General features: G+C 49.6%; 15 protein-coding genes. 13 read left to right on the top strand and 2 right to left on the bottom strand.

The window, feature by feature from the left end; all coding sequences use genetic code 11:
* The first annotated feature begins 185 nt into the window (after positions 1-185).
* The 3 genes from wrbA to ACN6MW_RS20720 all read left to right on the top strand — a co-directional run bounded on the left by wrbA (position 186) and on the right by ACN6MW_RS20720 (position 3,586).
* Positions 186-782 carry an NAD(P)H:quinone oxidoreductase gene (gene wrbA / locus ACN6MW_RS20710; protein ID WP_419871864.1) on the top strand — a complete coding sequence of 199 codons (597 nt, stop codon included), beginning with the start codon at positions 186-188 and terminating at the stop codon, positions 780-782.
* A 194-nt stretch (positions 783-976) separates the two neighbouring features.
* Positions 977-1,210 (top strand): hypothetical protein, encoded by a 234-nt coding sequence (locus tag ACN6MW_RS20715; protein WP_419871865.1) that lies wholly within the window; start codon positions 977-979, stop codon positions 1,208-1,210.
* A gap of 255 nt (positions 1,211-1,465) precedes the next feature.
* Positions 1,466-3,586 (top strand): transglycosylase domain-containing protein, encoded by a 2,121-nt coding sequence (locus tag ACN6MW_RS20720; protein ID WP_419871866.1) that lies wholly within the window; start codon positions 1,466-1,468, stop codon positions 3,584-3,586.
* An 84-nt stretch (positions 3,587-3,670) separates the two neighbouring features.
* Here ACN6MW_RS20720 and ACN6MW_RS20725 read toward each other — a convergent pair whose 3' ends face one another.
* On the bottom strand, positions 3,671-4,063 hold the full coding sequence (locus ACN6MW_RS20725) for a hypothetical protein (protein ID WP_364144136.1): 393 nt from the start codon (positions 4,061-4,063) through the stop codon (positions 3,671-3,673).
* Between the two features lie 296 nt (positions 4,064-4,359).
* On the opposite strand from ACN6MW_RS20725, the gene ACN6MW_RS20730 reads away from it, so the two are divergent.
* From ACN6MW_RS20730 to ACN6MW_RS20770, 9 genes are all read left to right on the top strand, one after another.
* The gene (locus tag ACN6MW_RS20730) at positions 4,360-6,183 is read left to right on the top strand and encodes an IucA/IucC family protein (protein WP_419871867.1); all 1,824 of its coding nucleotides are present in this window, start codon (positions 4,360-4,362) and stop codon (positions 6,181-6,183) included.
* 24 nt (positions 6,184-6,207) lie between these two features.
* Complete coding sequence (locus ACN6MW_RS20735) at positions 6,208-8,118, top strand: IucA/IucC family protein (protein WP_419871868.1); 1,911 nt, start codon at positions 6,208-6,210, stop codon at positions 8,116-8,118.
* Positions 8,105-9,373: an AMP-binding protein gene (locus ACN6MW_RS20740; RefSeq protein ID WP_419871869.1), complete on the top strand. Its 1,269-nt coding sequence runs from the start codon at positions 8,105-8,107 to the stop codon at positions 9,371-9,373. Before ACN6MW_RS20735 ends, ACN6MW_RS20740 begins: the two co-directional genes overlap by 14 nt.
* Before the next feature lie 92 nt (positions 9,374-9,465).
* The gene (locus ACN6MW_RS20745) at positions 9,466-9,663 is read left to right on the top strand and encodes an acyl carrier protein (RefSeq protein ID WP_419876405.1); all 198 of its coding nucleotides are present in this window, start codon (positions 9,466-9,468) and stop codon (positions 9,661-9,663) included.
* Between the two features lie 56 nt (positions 9,664-9,719).
* Positions 9,720-10,667, top strand: coding sequence for a DUF6005 family protein (locus ACN6MW_RS20750; RefSeq protein WP_419876406.1), 948 nt, complete (start codon positions 9,720-9,722; stop codon positions 10,665-10,667).
* Positions 10,664-11,530, top strand: a complete 867-nt coding sequence (locus ACN6MW_RS20755) for a sugar phosphate isomerase/epimerase family protein (RefSeq protein ID WP_419871870.1) — start codon at positions 10,664-10,666, stop codon at positions 11,528-11,530. The genes ACN6MW_RS20750 and ACN6MW_RS20755 overlap by 4 nt, the downstream gene beginning before the upstream one ends.
* 170 nt (positions 11,531-11,700) lie before the next feature.
* Complete coding sequence (locus ACN6MW_RS20760; protein ID WP_419871871.1) at positions 11,701-11,997, top strand: antibiotic biosynthesis monooxygenase family protein; 297 nt, start codon at positions 11,701-11,703, stop codon at positions 11,995-11,997.
* A gap of 40 nt (positions 11,998-12,037) precedes the next feature.
* Positions 12,038-12,448, top strand: coding sequence for a DUF4265 domain-containing protein (locus ACN6MW_RS20765; RefSeq protein ID WP_419871872.1), 411 nt, complete (start codon positions 12,038-12,040; stop codon positions 12,446-12,448).
* 32 nt (positions 12,449-12,480) lie between these two features.
* On the top strand, positions 12,481-13,263 hold the full coding sequence (locus tag ACN6MW_RS20770) for an SDR family NAD(P)-dependent oxidoreductase (RefSeq protein ID WP_419871873.1): 783 nt from the start codon (positions 12,481-12,483) through the stop codon (positions 13,261-13,263).
* Positions 13,264-13,346: 83 nt separating this feature from the next.
* Here the strand turns inward: ACN6MW_RS20770 and ACN6MW_RS20775 are convergent, their stop codons facing one another.
* Positions 13,347-13,595, bottom strand: coding sequence for a type B 50S ribosomal protein L31 (locus tag ACN6MW_RS20775; RefSeq protein WP_364144111.1), 249 nt, complete (start codon positions 13,593-13,595; stop codon positions 13,347-13,349).
* A 230-nt stretch (positions 13,596-13,825) separates the two neighbouring features.
* On the opposite strand from ACN6MW_RS20775, the gene ACN6MW_RS20780 reads away from it, so the two are divergent.
* A complete protein-coding gene (locus ACN6MW_RS20780) occupies positions 13,826-14,305 on the top strand; it encodes a Fur family transcriptional regulator (protein ID WP_364144108.1) in 480 nt (159 codons plus the stop codon).
* The last annotated feature ends 197 nt before the right edge of the window (positions 14,306-14,502 follow it).

A 14,502-nucleotide genomic window follows, 5' to 3' on the forward strand; every position in this document is an offset into this window, starting at 1 on the left:
AAATCCGTTCATTTGAAGCGTAAAGCAAATGGGGTTCCAACTCTCGATATTTTTCGATCATTTCTCGGGAAATAGTCGGATTCAACGTTCATTCAGCCGCATTTTTTGATTAATAACAGCAAAGGAAGGGTATTAAATAGTCGGCTAAACTTGAACCGACCATTCCGTTAGGAGGAAAAAGGATTATGGTGAAATTAGCGATTGTTTATTACAGTGCGACAGGTACAAACTATGAAATGGCTAAAGCGGCAGAAGAGGCGGCTTTAAGCCAGGAAGCAGAAGTTCGACTTTTACGCGTTGCTGAGCAAGCCCCGGAAGAGGTTATTGCTGCCAATGCCGCTTGGAAAAAACATCATGAAGAGACATCCGAGGTTCCTGTTGCGAAACCGGAGGATTTAGAATGGGCAGATGCCATTCTATTCGGAACTCCCACCCGCTTTGACAATGCTGCCGCGCAGCTGCGGCAGTTTATCGATACGACCGGCGGTTTGTGGGCGAAAGGGAAGCTGACGAATAAAGTGGTCTCCGCGTTCACATCCGCGCAAAATCCGCATGGCGGACAGGAAGCGACGATTCTTTCCCTTTATACGGCATTTTATCATTGGGGAGCCATCGTTGTAGCTCCGGGCTATACCGATCCCGTTTTATTTAAAGCGGGAGGAAATCCTTACGGCACGAGCGCGACTGTCGATGAGAATGGACAGTTCGATCCCATCGCGCTTGAGGCAATTAAGGTACAAACGAATCGCGTGATTGACGTAACGAAACGATTGAACAGGTAAAAAAGGGAGCGGTACGGCCACAAAAACAACCGAGCTCCGCAGCAGCGGAGCTTATTTGTGTGCGGCAGGAGTTATTTTCCAAAGGCCGGTTCTAAATGGAGAAGCTCCGAATATCTTAGTTAATGAAGCCCTATTGCTGCAGGTCTGCCAATAGCTTTGCAAAACAATAGAATAGGGCAGCAGGAGGATAAAAGTTGAACAAAGGTTGGAAACAGTTGAAGAAAAACACGGAGCGGATCCATAGCAGCAGAGATGTATTATACGAGATTGAGCAAACGATAGCAGAACTCGAAATTTACTTGAAAACAAACCCGGAGGATGAAATCGCGATGATCCAGTATCAACAATTTTTGGACAAACGGAAGGGCTTCCGCCTATTATGGGCAGAGGCTAACGAGCAGCTTTCTCTTAGGGAAATGCAGGCGTAACCAAATAGAGCAGCACTGCCAAAAAGATGGACATGCAGGATTGAAATCGCTTTCCATTTTAGAAATGAACAATGATGGTGTTTAAGCAATGAAGAATGCGTCTAAAAGATGCTAGGGGACAGAAATCTGTTCTCTGGCATTTTTTTATGCAAACAATTAGCAAATGGGCTAAACGTACTAAAAAACGTTTTGCTCTGCGAATGGTTTAAAAATGGGTTTAAAAAAAGAGATAAGCATCAGCTTGGGGGAAACGTAATGAAGATCAATCCGGCTTTACAAAAGAAAAGGAAGATATTAAAGACGATTTTAATTCTGTTTGCCGCCATATTGGTCATCTCAGTGCTTGGCGGATGGACAGCTTTTCGGATGCTCATAAACAAACAGGACATTGCCCGGCTCGATGTGCCGCTGCCTGCGGCAACGATCCTGTATGATCAAAACGGAGATGAAGCGACCCGTATTTCATTTAATAAAATCGAAGAAATCGGATATGCCGATATCCCCAAGCATATGGTGGATGCGGTCGTTGCGGTAGAGGATAAGCGATTTTTTGAACATGAAGGCATGGACATGAGGGCGATTAGCCGTGCATTTGTAACCAATTTCACCTCGGGCGGCACGGTTCAAGGCGGCAGTACGATTACGCAGCAGCTGGCCAAAAATGTTTTTTTGACGCAGGAGCGGACTTGGACGAGGAAGTGGAACGAAGTGCTGCTTGCCAAAAAAATCGAAGAAAATTACACCAAGCAGCAAATTGTGGAAATGTATCTGAATCAGATCTATTTCGGCGAGGGAGCTTGGGGAATTAATCGGGCAGCGAGCACGTATTTTGGAAAAGAGGCCAAGCAGCTTACTGTGGCAGAATCCGCATTGCTGGCCGGCTTGATAAAGGCGCCATCGGCGCTTACACCTTATAAGCATGAGGAACGGGCGCTGGAGAGAAGGAATGTTGTTCTTCAGCTTATGAAGGATCAAGCATTAATTAGCGATGAAATATACAGCAAGGCTGTCAAAGAGCCCATTCAATTGTTAAGCTCGAAGCCTAACCGCGTCGATGACATTCGTTATCCCTATTATGTGGATCAAATCATCCGCGAAGCGATGACAGCGTATGGACTCACGGAAAATGAAGTACTCCAAGGCGGGCTGAGAATCTATACCGAATTGGATACGAAAATGCAGCAAGCCGCAGAGCAGGTTTATGCGAAGGAATCTCTATTTCCAGAGAGTTCCGAAGACCAGCTTATTCAAAGCAGCGCCGTCTTGGTTGATCCCCGCAGCGGCGGCATTCGGGCACTTGTGGGAGGAAGAGGCGAGCAGCCTTTTCGCGGGTTTAACCGGGCCGCCCAGCTTAAACGGCAGCCGGGATCGACGATCAAGCCGGTAGCCGTCTATACGCCTGCATTGGAATCGGGTTACAAGCCAACCGACGAGCTGCTGGATGAACCGATCAACATAAATGGTTATGAGCCCCAGAATGCGGACGGCTCCTTTCACGGCCGGGTGTCTTTGTACGAAGCGCTTATTAACTCCTATAATATTCCGGCCGTAAAATTATTGAATGAGATGGGCATCCAGACGGGGATCGATGCCGCGGCGCGATTCGGCATTCCTTTGACGGATGAGGACCGGTCGCTAGGGCTTGCCCTTGGCGGTCTGCATGAAGGCGTAGCGCCGCTTCATATGGCTGAAGCCTTCGGCGTGTTCGCTAATGACGGCGTACGCAAGCATGCCCATGCCATTACCCGCATCGAATCCGCAGATGGCACCGTGCTGGCTGAATTTGATCAAAGCGCAAGCGAAGAAAAGGTAACGGAGCCAGCTATAGCGCGCACGATGACAGCCATGCTGGAGGGTGTCGTCAAGGAAGGCACGGGTGAAGCCGCCGCTTTGGAGGGCCGCCCGCTTGCCGGTAAGTCCGGAACTACGCAGATGTCGGGAACGACAGGCTACAGCGCTAAGGATAATTGGTTTGTCGGCTACACGCCTCAGCTTGTAGGCGCGGTATGGCTTGGTTATGACCAAACGGATAGCAGCCACTATTTGTCAACGAGCTCCAAGGCCGCTGCGGCAGTATTTCAAGCGTTATTCACGGGAGCATTGAAGGATGAGCCGATCATGGCGTTTCCAGAGGTGCCGGCGCTTGTTCTTAAAAAGAAAAAAGAAGATAATGATTCCAATAAATATAAGGAATCAGAAGAGAAAGAGAAGGATAGAGAAGACGAGAAAACAGATAAAGAGCGCGAACGTGAGAAAGAAAAAGAGGAGAAGCAAAGCAAAAAAGAACGGGAAAAGGAGCGGGATGAAGGCAAGGACAAAGGCAAGGACAAAGGCAATGGGCGCAATAAGAAGAACGGCAAGGACGATAATGACTAAATTCCGTCCTATCTAGATATAGGTCTGAGGTTAGATATGGGACGTTCTCCGCATGCTCCATGCCATGCATACGGAGAACGTTTTTTATTTTCCTTTAGCAACCATGAAGCCGGCAAAGACAATGGCTAAGCCAATCCACGTTCGCCAAGTAGGGGCTTCCCGCATAAAGATAAAACCCATGAGCAGCGAGATTAACATCTCTAACCCCTTTGATGCAAGAAGTACATATCCTAAATTCCCCAGCACTTTGTATCCCAGCTTAATGCCGTAACCGATACATAAATTGGCGATTAAAAATAGCGGCAGCGCTAGCAGCTGAAATTTAACCGTTGTCCAGAAGTGAGGGTCAATATGCTTGCTTTGATAAGAGTAAACCAGGTTAACGATGAACAGTCCCGTTAACAGCAGCGAAGAACCATAGATATAATTCAAAACGACCTCCGTTTGTTTTTTGTCCTCTACAAATAATGTTTCCATCAGCCAACTTTTTATGAAAACAAGATCCGTAAACGGCCGAACGGCCCAGCATTGTCGAAAAATGATGAATAATATCCTGAAACAGGAAATTGTAGTTTAAAAGTACTATTTTTATCCAGAGTATTGTATTGATAATGATAATCATTTACGATTACTCATGAAGTGATCAGCCCATTTTATAAACGTTTGAACAGGGAGGTATTTTTATCGTTTACACGTCGCACACCGGCGATGATGCGAAGGGGAAGCCTCGCAAGCAATCGATTGATGATCAAGCCTGCCCAAATGCTAAGCAAGTGGCGGAAGAGGCTACTATAACGAATATTTTGAACTGTTATTTGCGCGAATCCGGACAGGAGCATGCCGTTACCGACTTGATTCCTGCTGAATTTCCAAGAAATGCGTATTCCAATCCATGCGTCGGCTATTTGCATATCCCTCTTTTCAGTCAGCATGTCGATGTGTATGCCGCTGTGCAATATGTATCGGCAACGGGCAGGCATCACTATCAATTTCCGCTGTATTACCGTAATTCAAAGCAAGGCACGATGCTCGAAGCAGATTATTTAACGCTGACGGCACTTATCGTGAAAGAGCTGTCGATTGTTTACCAGAACGGCCATTTTGCGGGGGAATTCGTGTATCGGGTTATTCAGAGCTGCCAAAATATCCAATCATTCATCGAATCCCGGAATGACGATCATGAAAGCCTCTACGGTACTTCGTTTTCATTTATGGATGCAGAGCAGGCACTCATTTTCGGCCATTCCATGCATCCCACGCCAAAGAGCAGGCAAGGGATTCCTGATACGGGAAAACCACAGTTTTCCCCTGAATTAAAGGGACGGTTCCGCATGCATTATTTTGCGGCGAAAGCTGCAATCGTCAAGGAAGGTTCAAGCTTGGCGCTATCCGCGACGGATTGGATCAAAGGGCATATCAGCACGCAGAAAGCTTTGAAATCGCATCCCATACAAAATTATATCCATTCATCCGATTGGTCGATTATTCCGGTGCATCCCCTGCAAGCCGAGCGGCTTTTGAGCGATCCGGAGGTGTGCAGGTGGCTGGAACTCGGCGAGCTGCTGGATCTGGGCCGGCTGGGCGAGGAATATCAAGCAACCTCGTCTATACGCACGCTCTATCATCCGGAAGCCCCGTTTATGCTTAAGGTATCGGTGCCGATCAAAGTGACGAATTCTCTGCGGATTAATAAGGGCAGGGAGCTTGCCTGCGGCGGAGAGATCATGCGGCTGCTCGAAACGTCTGTGGGAGACGTAAGCAGGCTGTATCCGGCTTTCACGATTGTAAACGACCCGGCATTCATAACGCTCCGTTCGCAGCATCATACCGAATCCGGTTTTGAAGTTGTGCTGCGCGCGAATCCGTTCATCCAGGAAGCGGCGGAGCAGGTTGCGGTTATCGCATCACTCGTACAGCAGGCGATACCTGGCCAAAAGTCGCGTCTCGGCAATGTCATCGAATCCATCGCGCAGCGGGAAGGGCGTCCGCCCGCCGAAATAAGCAGGGATTGGTTCAAGCGCTATCTGAAGCTGTCGCTTGGTCCAATGCTGTGGCTGTACATGAAATACGGAGTTGCGTTAGAGGCCCATCAGCAAAACAGCGTAATCCGGCTGGAGGACGGTTATCCCGCGCAATATTATTACCGCGACAACCAGGGTTTTTATTTCTGTGAATCGACAAGAGGCCGGCTTGAAGAGGCGCTTCCGGGAATCGGCGAAATTACAGGCAATTTCTATGAGGATCAAATCGTCGACGAAAGATTTTGCTATTACGTGATCGTGAATCATTTATTTGGTTTGATACAAGGCTTTGGGTCGGAAGGCTTGATTGATGAAAAGGAATTGCTGCAAGAGCTGGTCATGGAGATTGAAGCCTACATTCCGATGGGACGTCCCGGCTCCTCATTATTCGAAATGCTTCTGCAAAAGGAAAAGCTCCCGTGCAAGGCGAATCTGCTCACCCGGTTTTATGATGTGGATGAGCTGGAGGGCAGCAATGAGACGCCGGCTATTTACGTTCAAATCGATAATCCGATCTTTCGATATATTCGGGAGAACAAGCTATCGGCCTCGAGCAGACTGTCAGCCGCCTATTGAGAAAATGCCGCATGGAGGAGGAATATGACGTTGCTGCTGCAAGCCTATCAAGCGAGCGAAGCCATTGCTTCGCCTATTTATAATCAAGTAACTGAACGAATCGTTAGGCAGCTGCTGGAGTCGCTGCTCTACGAGCGGGTTATTCAGCCGCGTACGGAAAGATTAGGCGAGAAGCTCGTATTTATACTGGAAGGCAAGGATGCCTCCGGAAGCAAAGTGGAATACAGATGCGTAGGCAGAGAGGCCATAACCTTCGGCCGGATAAGGCTTGATCGGCATTCGGCCTCCCGCATAGTGAGAAGCTCTGAAGCGATGGAGCTGCAGCCGGGGCAGCTGCTGTTCGAACTTCTTTCATGGCGCGGGCAGACCCCCGATGAAAACAAGCTTCGCGCGATGGCGGCTGAGCTGGAGCAAACGAGGCTGAAGGATGTGCTTGCCCAATATGAGCGCTCCGTTAACCCTCGAAGACTAAACGGTTTATCCTATGACGAGCTCGAGAATGAGGTGATGGACGGCCATCCTTACCATCCCTGCTACAAATCGAGAATAGGATTCCATTACGAGGATAACTATGCCTACGGCCCGGAATATAATCAGCCCATTTGTCCTTTATGGGTCGCGATGGCGGAATCGATAGGGAAGGCAGCCATTATGGAAGAAATGAGCTTTGAGCAGCTGCTGCAAAGGGAGCTTGGCGATGCTCAAATCGCTGCCTTTCGGGAGAAGCTTATTCAAGCGGATTGCGATCCGGACCGGTATGTTTGGCTGCCTGTACATCCATGGCAATGGCGGAACAAAATCGTCCCTGCATTTATCGACGAGCTGCATGCCAAGCAATTGGTTCTGCTTGGCAGCGGTACGGATGCTTACAGGGCGCAGCAATCGATACGGACGCTTTCCAATGCCGATAACCGGTCGAAGTCCAGCATTAAGCTGTCCCTACATATACGGAATACGTCCTCCGTCCGCTCGCTGACTCCGCATTCGGTTGTCAGCGCCCCGGCGGTATCGGGCTGGCTGAGTCAGCTCACGCAGGCAGACCCCTATTTAAAGGAAAAGTCGCGCGTCATTATTTTGAAAGAGTTTGCTGGAGTGACCTTCGAGGCCGAGGGAGAGAGCCGCAGCGATAATCCATTGGAACAGGAGCGGTACGGGGCGCTGGGCTGTATCTGGCGCGAGAGCATCCATACGTACTTGGAGAGTGATGAGCAAGCTGTGCCTTTCCACGCGCTGTACGCGCTGGAAGCCGATCAAAAGCCGTTCATTGATCCTTGGATCGAGCAGCATGGGATCGATAACTGGCTGGCGCAGCTGCTTGAAGCAGCCGTGCTGCCGGTCGTTCATCTCCTTGTCATGCACGGTATTGCTTTAGAATCGCATGCCCAAAATATGATCCTTGTCCACAAAAACGGCCTTCCGGTGCGGGTTGCGCTCAAGGATTTTCATGAGGGAGTCGAATTTTGCGCCGATGGGGTTAGCACGCTCGTTCCGCCGCCTGACTTTGGAGAAATCCATGCGTCTTATGCACAGGGCAAACTAAATGATTACTACGAAATGAAGGATCGCGCATCGCTTGTTGCGATGACACTGGATGCGCTTTTCATGATTAATTTAGGCGAGCTGGCGCTTATGCTGAGCGACAAGTACGGCTACAGGGAGCAAACGTTCTGGAGGCTTGTTGTCGAGGTGCTGCACGCGCATAAGGAGCGCTATCCGGAGCAGAAGGATCGGTTCGAGAAATTTGATCTTTACCCGCAGAGCTGTCCTGTCGAGCAGCTCGCGGGCAGCAGGCTGCAGGCTGAGGCAGTCGAGCACTGCCATACCGTCGCCAATCCGATGTTTGCTGCAAAAGAAGAGCTTGCCTTAGCCCTTGCCAATCAGCCAGCAGCTGCTGAACCAAACAGTGAGGAGCTGATTAGCTATGCTGCAGGTTAACCGAAATAAGACATCCGTTACGGATCATGAACGGAACTGGCGATCATACATGCAATTACCGCATCTCCGCGATCCGCTTGGCAAGCGATATGCCTTATGTATAGCCGATGCCTCTTCGCTGATCTCGCTCGTGCTTTATTTAAAGGAGAATGGAGGCTCTATTCTGCTGATGCATGCCAGCACGCCGCTCGAGACGGCCATAGCGACAATGAGCGATGCAGGCTGTGCTGGCTTGTTATACGGCGATACAACGAATTATTACGCCAATCGGGAGCAATCGGTTATAGCGGACAGCGAGGCAAAGGTGTACCAGTTTAGCTCAGGGACGACAGGCCGTCCCAAGCTAATCGGACGCAGCTGGCGCGCGATTAACGAAGAAATAGCGGCTTATAATGAAGCGATCGGGTTGGAAGCCTGGAGCACGCCGATCGTTTTGACGCCGGTAACCCATTCTTACGGTCTGCTTTGCGGAGTGCTGGCTTCTCTTGCCAGAGGAGCAGAGCCAATTATCGTAACGAATGCGAATCCCAAGCTTACGCTTGGATTGATCCGCGACTTTCCCGACCATATCGTTTATGGCGTTCCGGCACAGCTGCAGGCGCTTGCCGCCTTGAGCCAATCGCAGCCGGAGCTGCGGCGCCTAATAAGTTCAGGCATGCCGATGTCCTTGCAGCAATTTGAGCTGCTCAGCCAAAGCGGATGCACGCTGCTGCAGCAATACGGCTGCTCGGAAGCGGGTTGTATCAGTCTATCTGCTTCCATGCAGTCGCCGCATGATTTAGGCGTTCCCCTGCGCCAATGGAATGTTAGCGCAAACGGGCAGGGTCAAGAGGAGCACAAGCAGGGCATGCCGGCAGAGCTGGTTGCCGAGTCGGATGGACTGACCGTACGAACGGGAGACCTGGGGCTGGTGAACGCGGACGGATCCCTTACATTCGTATCCAGAATGGATGACGTTATCAATGTAGGCGGCTTGAAGGTGTACCCGTTAGAGGTAGAAGAAGTAATCGCATCTATGCCTGGCATTAAAGAAAATGTCATCTATCGCGGAAGCCACCCGGTCTCGGGCGATAAAGTGAAATGCATGGCCGTCGCCGAGGAAGCGATGATGCCGGAAGCGCTGCGGGAGTGGTGCTTGAAGCGGCTGCCAGCGTACAAGGTTCCTCTGGACATTTCTTTTGTAACCAATATTCCGAAGGGTGCCACGGGAAAAATAAGCAGACGCCAATTAGAGCAGGAGGAGGCTGTGCAATGATAAGAGCGGAGGCCAAGGAGCAGCTGGAGCAATTGCTCATCAACCGCCTTGCATCTGAGGCTGCGAGAAAGCTGCGGCCGCTGGAGGAAAACATGCGGCTGAATGAGGATCTATATTTGGACTCGGTTATGATTCTTCAGCTTATCGTATATATCGAGGAGGATATGAGACTATTCGTGCCGGAGGATGAGGTAGACCCCGGCGTGTTTGATACGGTCGGCTCGCTGCTTGATTTCATGATGCAGCTGGAATCCTTGGATTTGAATGTGGCAGGTGATCTTGGAAGGTGACGAAGCAGCCGCTTGAAGGTGAAGAATCAATAAAGGTCCACTGCTTGATCAGCTGCATGTGCGAGATCGTGAAAAGAAATAGCGGCGTAGATTACAGGCCCTTTTATTTCGGCATATGGGATGGCGATTTTGTCGTAAATGAACGCGGGGAGCTGTCTTATTTCTCCGAGGAGATTACGCATGAAGCCTATTTGGAGTGGTATGAGCAGCTGTTCGGCCTGCCGGTGCACGAATGGTACGATTTCACCCGCAGCAAGGAGGATAACGTGAATGTCCTGCTGCAGCTGCTGGACGGGAAACCGGAGCACCGTTCGGTCATCGTGCATATCGATATGGCGTTAATGCCGGAGAGAGAGAATAAGTTCCACCAGAAGCCCTTTCCTCATTTTCTAATGATTGAGAAGACCGATAATGAAGAGGAATGGTTTATGCGCGATCCTGATTTTCGCTGGGAGGGCATCGTTCGACGAGAGCGCGTACTCGAAGCCGTAAGAGGCAATGCGTTCGGCGGCGGCTATTACATCGATGCCGTGAAGGTGAGAGAGCCTTCAAAGGAAAGCGTTGAACGCTTATTTCTGTCTACATTTAAAGGAGAACGCAATGAGCTGACAGAGCGGATTAAGGGAATCGTCGCCGGGCTCTCGGCATCCGGAGAGGCATCGCAGCTTCGCCGGCTTACGCCAGCGCTGCGCCAGCTCAAGGTGCTTGCTATTCGCAAATACGGCTATGAGCATGCCTTCATGTATTTGATGCCGGAGCGGGATCCTAGCAATCCCGAATTCCTAAGATATTGCGACTTGATCGAAGAGCTGGTACAAGGCTATACAACCGTTCAGTTTTTGGCGATTAAATTAGCTACGACACATCGGCTGGAGCTTGTAAAACAAATAAATGCCCATTTGGAACGAATAGACGGCGTCGAGAAACAAATAAAACAAGGGCTCGAGCAATATTTCATCCGATGGCGCGGGCTGAAGCCTGTTCAAGCGGGAGGGATTTTATGAAAATAGCTTTATGCACGATTTCGTTTCGCCATCAGCTAATATCCTTCGAGGAATTGATTGCGTTCGCTGCGTCTCAGGGCTTTAACGGGATTGAGCTATGGGGCACGCATGCCCGAAGCATGCTGGAAACAATCGAGCGTGCCGGTTATTCGGAGGATCCGAGAGCTTTGCTGAAGCAGAGCGGGATGGCGGTCTCGATGCTCAGCGATTATCTGAATATCGCGCTCGATATTCCGCTTTCCCAGATCGAGGAGCAAACGGAGCGTGTCATTGCGCTTGCTGACTGGTTTGGAGTGAGCCGAATCCGAACGTTTGCGGGCGAGCGGGCGAGCTTCGGCGTTACCGAGCGGGAATGGACGCAATATATCGAGCGATTGCAGTTCGTGGGCGATCTATGTGCCGCCAAAGGGAAAAGATTGCTGCTGGAGACGCATCCGGGCACGCTGGCCGATTATCTGGGAAGCACGCTGCGCCTGATGAAAGAACTGAAGCATCCGTCGATTGGCCTTAATTTGGATTTCTTCCATCTTTGGGAATCAGGAACAGATCCGTTAATCTCGCTTGAGCGGCTTGATCCTTGGGTGGATTATTATCATTTGAAAAATATATCCTCGCTGCAGCATGCCAAGCTGTTCGAGCCGCATAACGTTTACTCGCCAAGCGGCGACCGCAGAGGTATGGTTCCACTCACCGAAGGCGCCATCGATTACCGTCCCGTTCTGGAGCAAATGAAACGTCTCGCTTCCTTTAAGCAAGCGGAGCGATATGCTTCGCTGGAATGGTTCGGCGGAAATACAAAGGATGTGTTAACACGAGATATCGGGTACATTCGCAAGGTGCAGTCCGCGCTGCCTATTGGATGAACACACAAAAGAACGGTTGACCGTTGCATTATGAACAGTCAGCCGTTCTTTTTTTTTTTGAAAGCTGGATGCATGGCCTTTGCGTCTGCCGCGTCAGGTTTAACGGATAGCTTGTGGTGTTTTTCGGGCAATTGGTTTATGCTAGATTGAGAGATAAAGGAGCTGGTCATATGATCCTGGAGGTAGCTGTTTTACAAGTGAAAGAGGGCCTGTCTGATGAATTCGAACGCGATTTCAAACTCGCTTCAGCCATTATTGCCAGCATGAAGGGCTATCGAGGCCATGAGCTTCAAAAGTGCATTGAGGAAAGCCATAAATATATATTGCTCGTAAGATGGGAAACGTTAGAGGATCATACGGTGGGCTTTCGCGGTTCAGCGGAATATTTGGAGTGGAAAAGGCTGCTGCATCACTACTACGATCCGTTCCCGACCGTAGAGCATTTTACGAATGTGGATATTAGCTAGAATGGCTTTTCAGTAGCTTCACTGAATATAGACATAGAGGGTGAGCAGCATTCAAGATTTTATACCGTTGCATCTATGCTTTGACGGCTTAGGCCAAGAGGTAGAGGTACTAGATGTCATTCAACTGGATGAAGACTTATATCGCATAGAGGAAAATCCTGTATTTACGGAAAACGTAGCATTCGGGGACGTCATTCGGGTAAAAACGATCGAGGATGTTTCCATGTACATAGAAACCATAGAAAAGTCTACGTTTACGCGGCATAATTGGCTGCTGAGCAGAGAGGTTATTTACTCCTTGGAGCTCAAAATGCTAAAAAATAAAATCCGTGACTGGCAGGGGAAGTCGCAGCAGGTCTTTGGCGGTATCTTTATCGTGAATTTGCCTGCCCATACGGAAATCGATATCAATGACGAGGTTCAGAAGGTTATAAGAATGGTTCAAAAATAAATCGACGGTCAGCAGCAAAGGAGGAAAAGGGTATGGAGCTAGGATTACATGGAAAAGTAGCGATTATTACGGGCGGAAGCAAGGGGATCGGCCTTGCAACGGCCTTGCTGCTCGCATCCGAAGGCGCGGAGATTGCCATCGTCGCGCGGGAGGAGAATTCGCTGCGCAGCGCGGCGGAGCAAATCAAGGAGCAGACAGGCAAAGCAGTGCTGACGATCAGCGCGGATGTCTCGAAGGCGGGGGAGGCAGCACGGGCGGTTGCGGAAACGATCGCAAAATTCGGCGGTGTTCATATTCTTATAAATAATGCAGGAACATCGGCAGCCCGCCCGTTTGAGCAGGTGGAAAATGAAGCATGGGCGGCCGATTTGGACTTAAAGCTGCTTGGAGCCGTTCAATTTTCCCAAGCCGTGCTGCCCCATATGCGCAAAGCGGGCGGCGGTGCCATCGTCAACGTTACGGCGATAGGCGGAAAAACGCCCGGCGCCTCCTCGCTGCCAACCTCGGTCAGCCGCGCGGCAGGGCTGGCGCTTACGAAGGCGATGAGCAAGGACTTGGCCGCGGATCGCATCCGTGTGAACGCGGTATGCATCGGTCTCATTCGCAGCGCCCAAATCGAGCGGATGTGGCAAGCTAAGGCGCCCGAGCTAAGCTGGGAGGAGTTCGCAGCCGACCCGCGCCACGGCATACCGCTGGGGCGAATAGGCAATGCGCGGGAAGCGGCCAATGTAATCGGCTTCCTTGTTTCTGAAGCGGCATCCTTCGTGACGGGAACCTCGGTGAATATAGACGGAGGCCTGTCTGCGGTGCTCTAGACGATTATGTTAAATAGAAGAGAAGCTTCGGCATTACGCCTGCAGCTAGGCATACTGTCGGAGCTTCTCTTTAAAAGAAGAGCTTATTTCTTTTGTTGAATACGTTGGTTAAAGCGATCAACGCGTCCGCCTTTGTCGGTATTGCGTTGTTTACCGGTATAGAATGGATGCGAAGCAGAGCTTGTGTCTACGCGGATAACAGGATAGCTGTTGCCGTCTTCCCATTCCATTTTTTCATTCGACGATTTCGTGGAGCCCGTCAAAAATTTGTAACCGCTGCTTACATCAAAAAACAACACCTGGTGGTAAGTGGGATGTATTCCTTGTTTCATTGCCTTCACCCGCCCTTTATTAGTAATAATTACGAAATAGCTGTGGCCATATCATAATCGATAATTGTTATTCATGTCAAGGAGGCGGCAGGAGGGGCTATAAAAATATGGTATTTGCTAATTTCGTTAAAGTGTACTACCATTAAATTATAATCATTCTAAAAGTAAGCCTTTACATTTTTTCGTTTGCAGTCATTTACAGGCTTTAGAATAAGAGGAGGTAACTCTGCATGTTAAACATCACGGCAGAAATGGACCGGATAAACCGCCATTTGATGGCGAACGGATATAAACTGACGACTCAGCGTGAAATTATATTGCGAGTGCTGCTCGAGAACGAAATGGACCATTTGAGCGCAGAAGGCGTCTTCATGCTCGTAAAGCAAAAATATTCCGAGATTGGTCTTGCGACCGTATATCGTACGCTCGAGCTGCTCGCAGAGCTTCATGTCGTTGAAAAAATGAATTTCGGAGACGGCGTAGCGCGTTATGATCTTCGCGAGGAAGGTCATGAGCATATGCATCATCACCTTATTTGCGATGAATGCGGCTCGCTCACTGAAATCAAAGAGGATTGGTTGAGCGAGATCGAACAGCGCATTGAACGGGAATTTGGTTTTAAGGTGATTGACCACCGGCTTGATTTTACAGGAACCTATAAATCATGCGGCAAGGGCGAATGCAAGCGGGGCCGCAAAGCCGTTTCATAAGCTTGAATATAAATTGGAGCCTTTCCGCTGTAAATGGGAGAGGCTCTATTGTTATGCGGACAAGCTTCCGTTTGCAAACCAAAGAATTCTATTATACATAAATCATAATGAAGTGCGTGAAAAGCGTTGGACCGGATTCATTGCGTATTATTGCCATTATTATTCAATATTTTATTAAAAAAATGATATAACCTATT

The organism is Pristimantibacillus sp. PTI5 (genome assembly GCF_048572955.1).
Taxonomy (GTDB): Bacteria; Bacillota; Bacilli; order Paenibacillales; family Paenibacillaceae; genus Pristimantibacillus.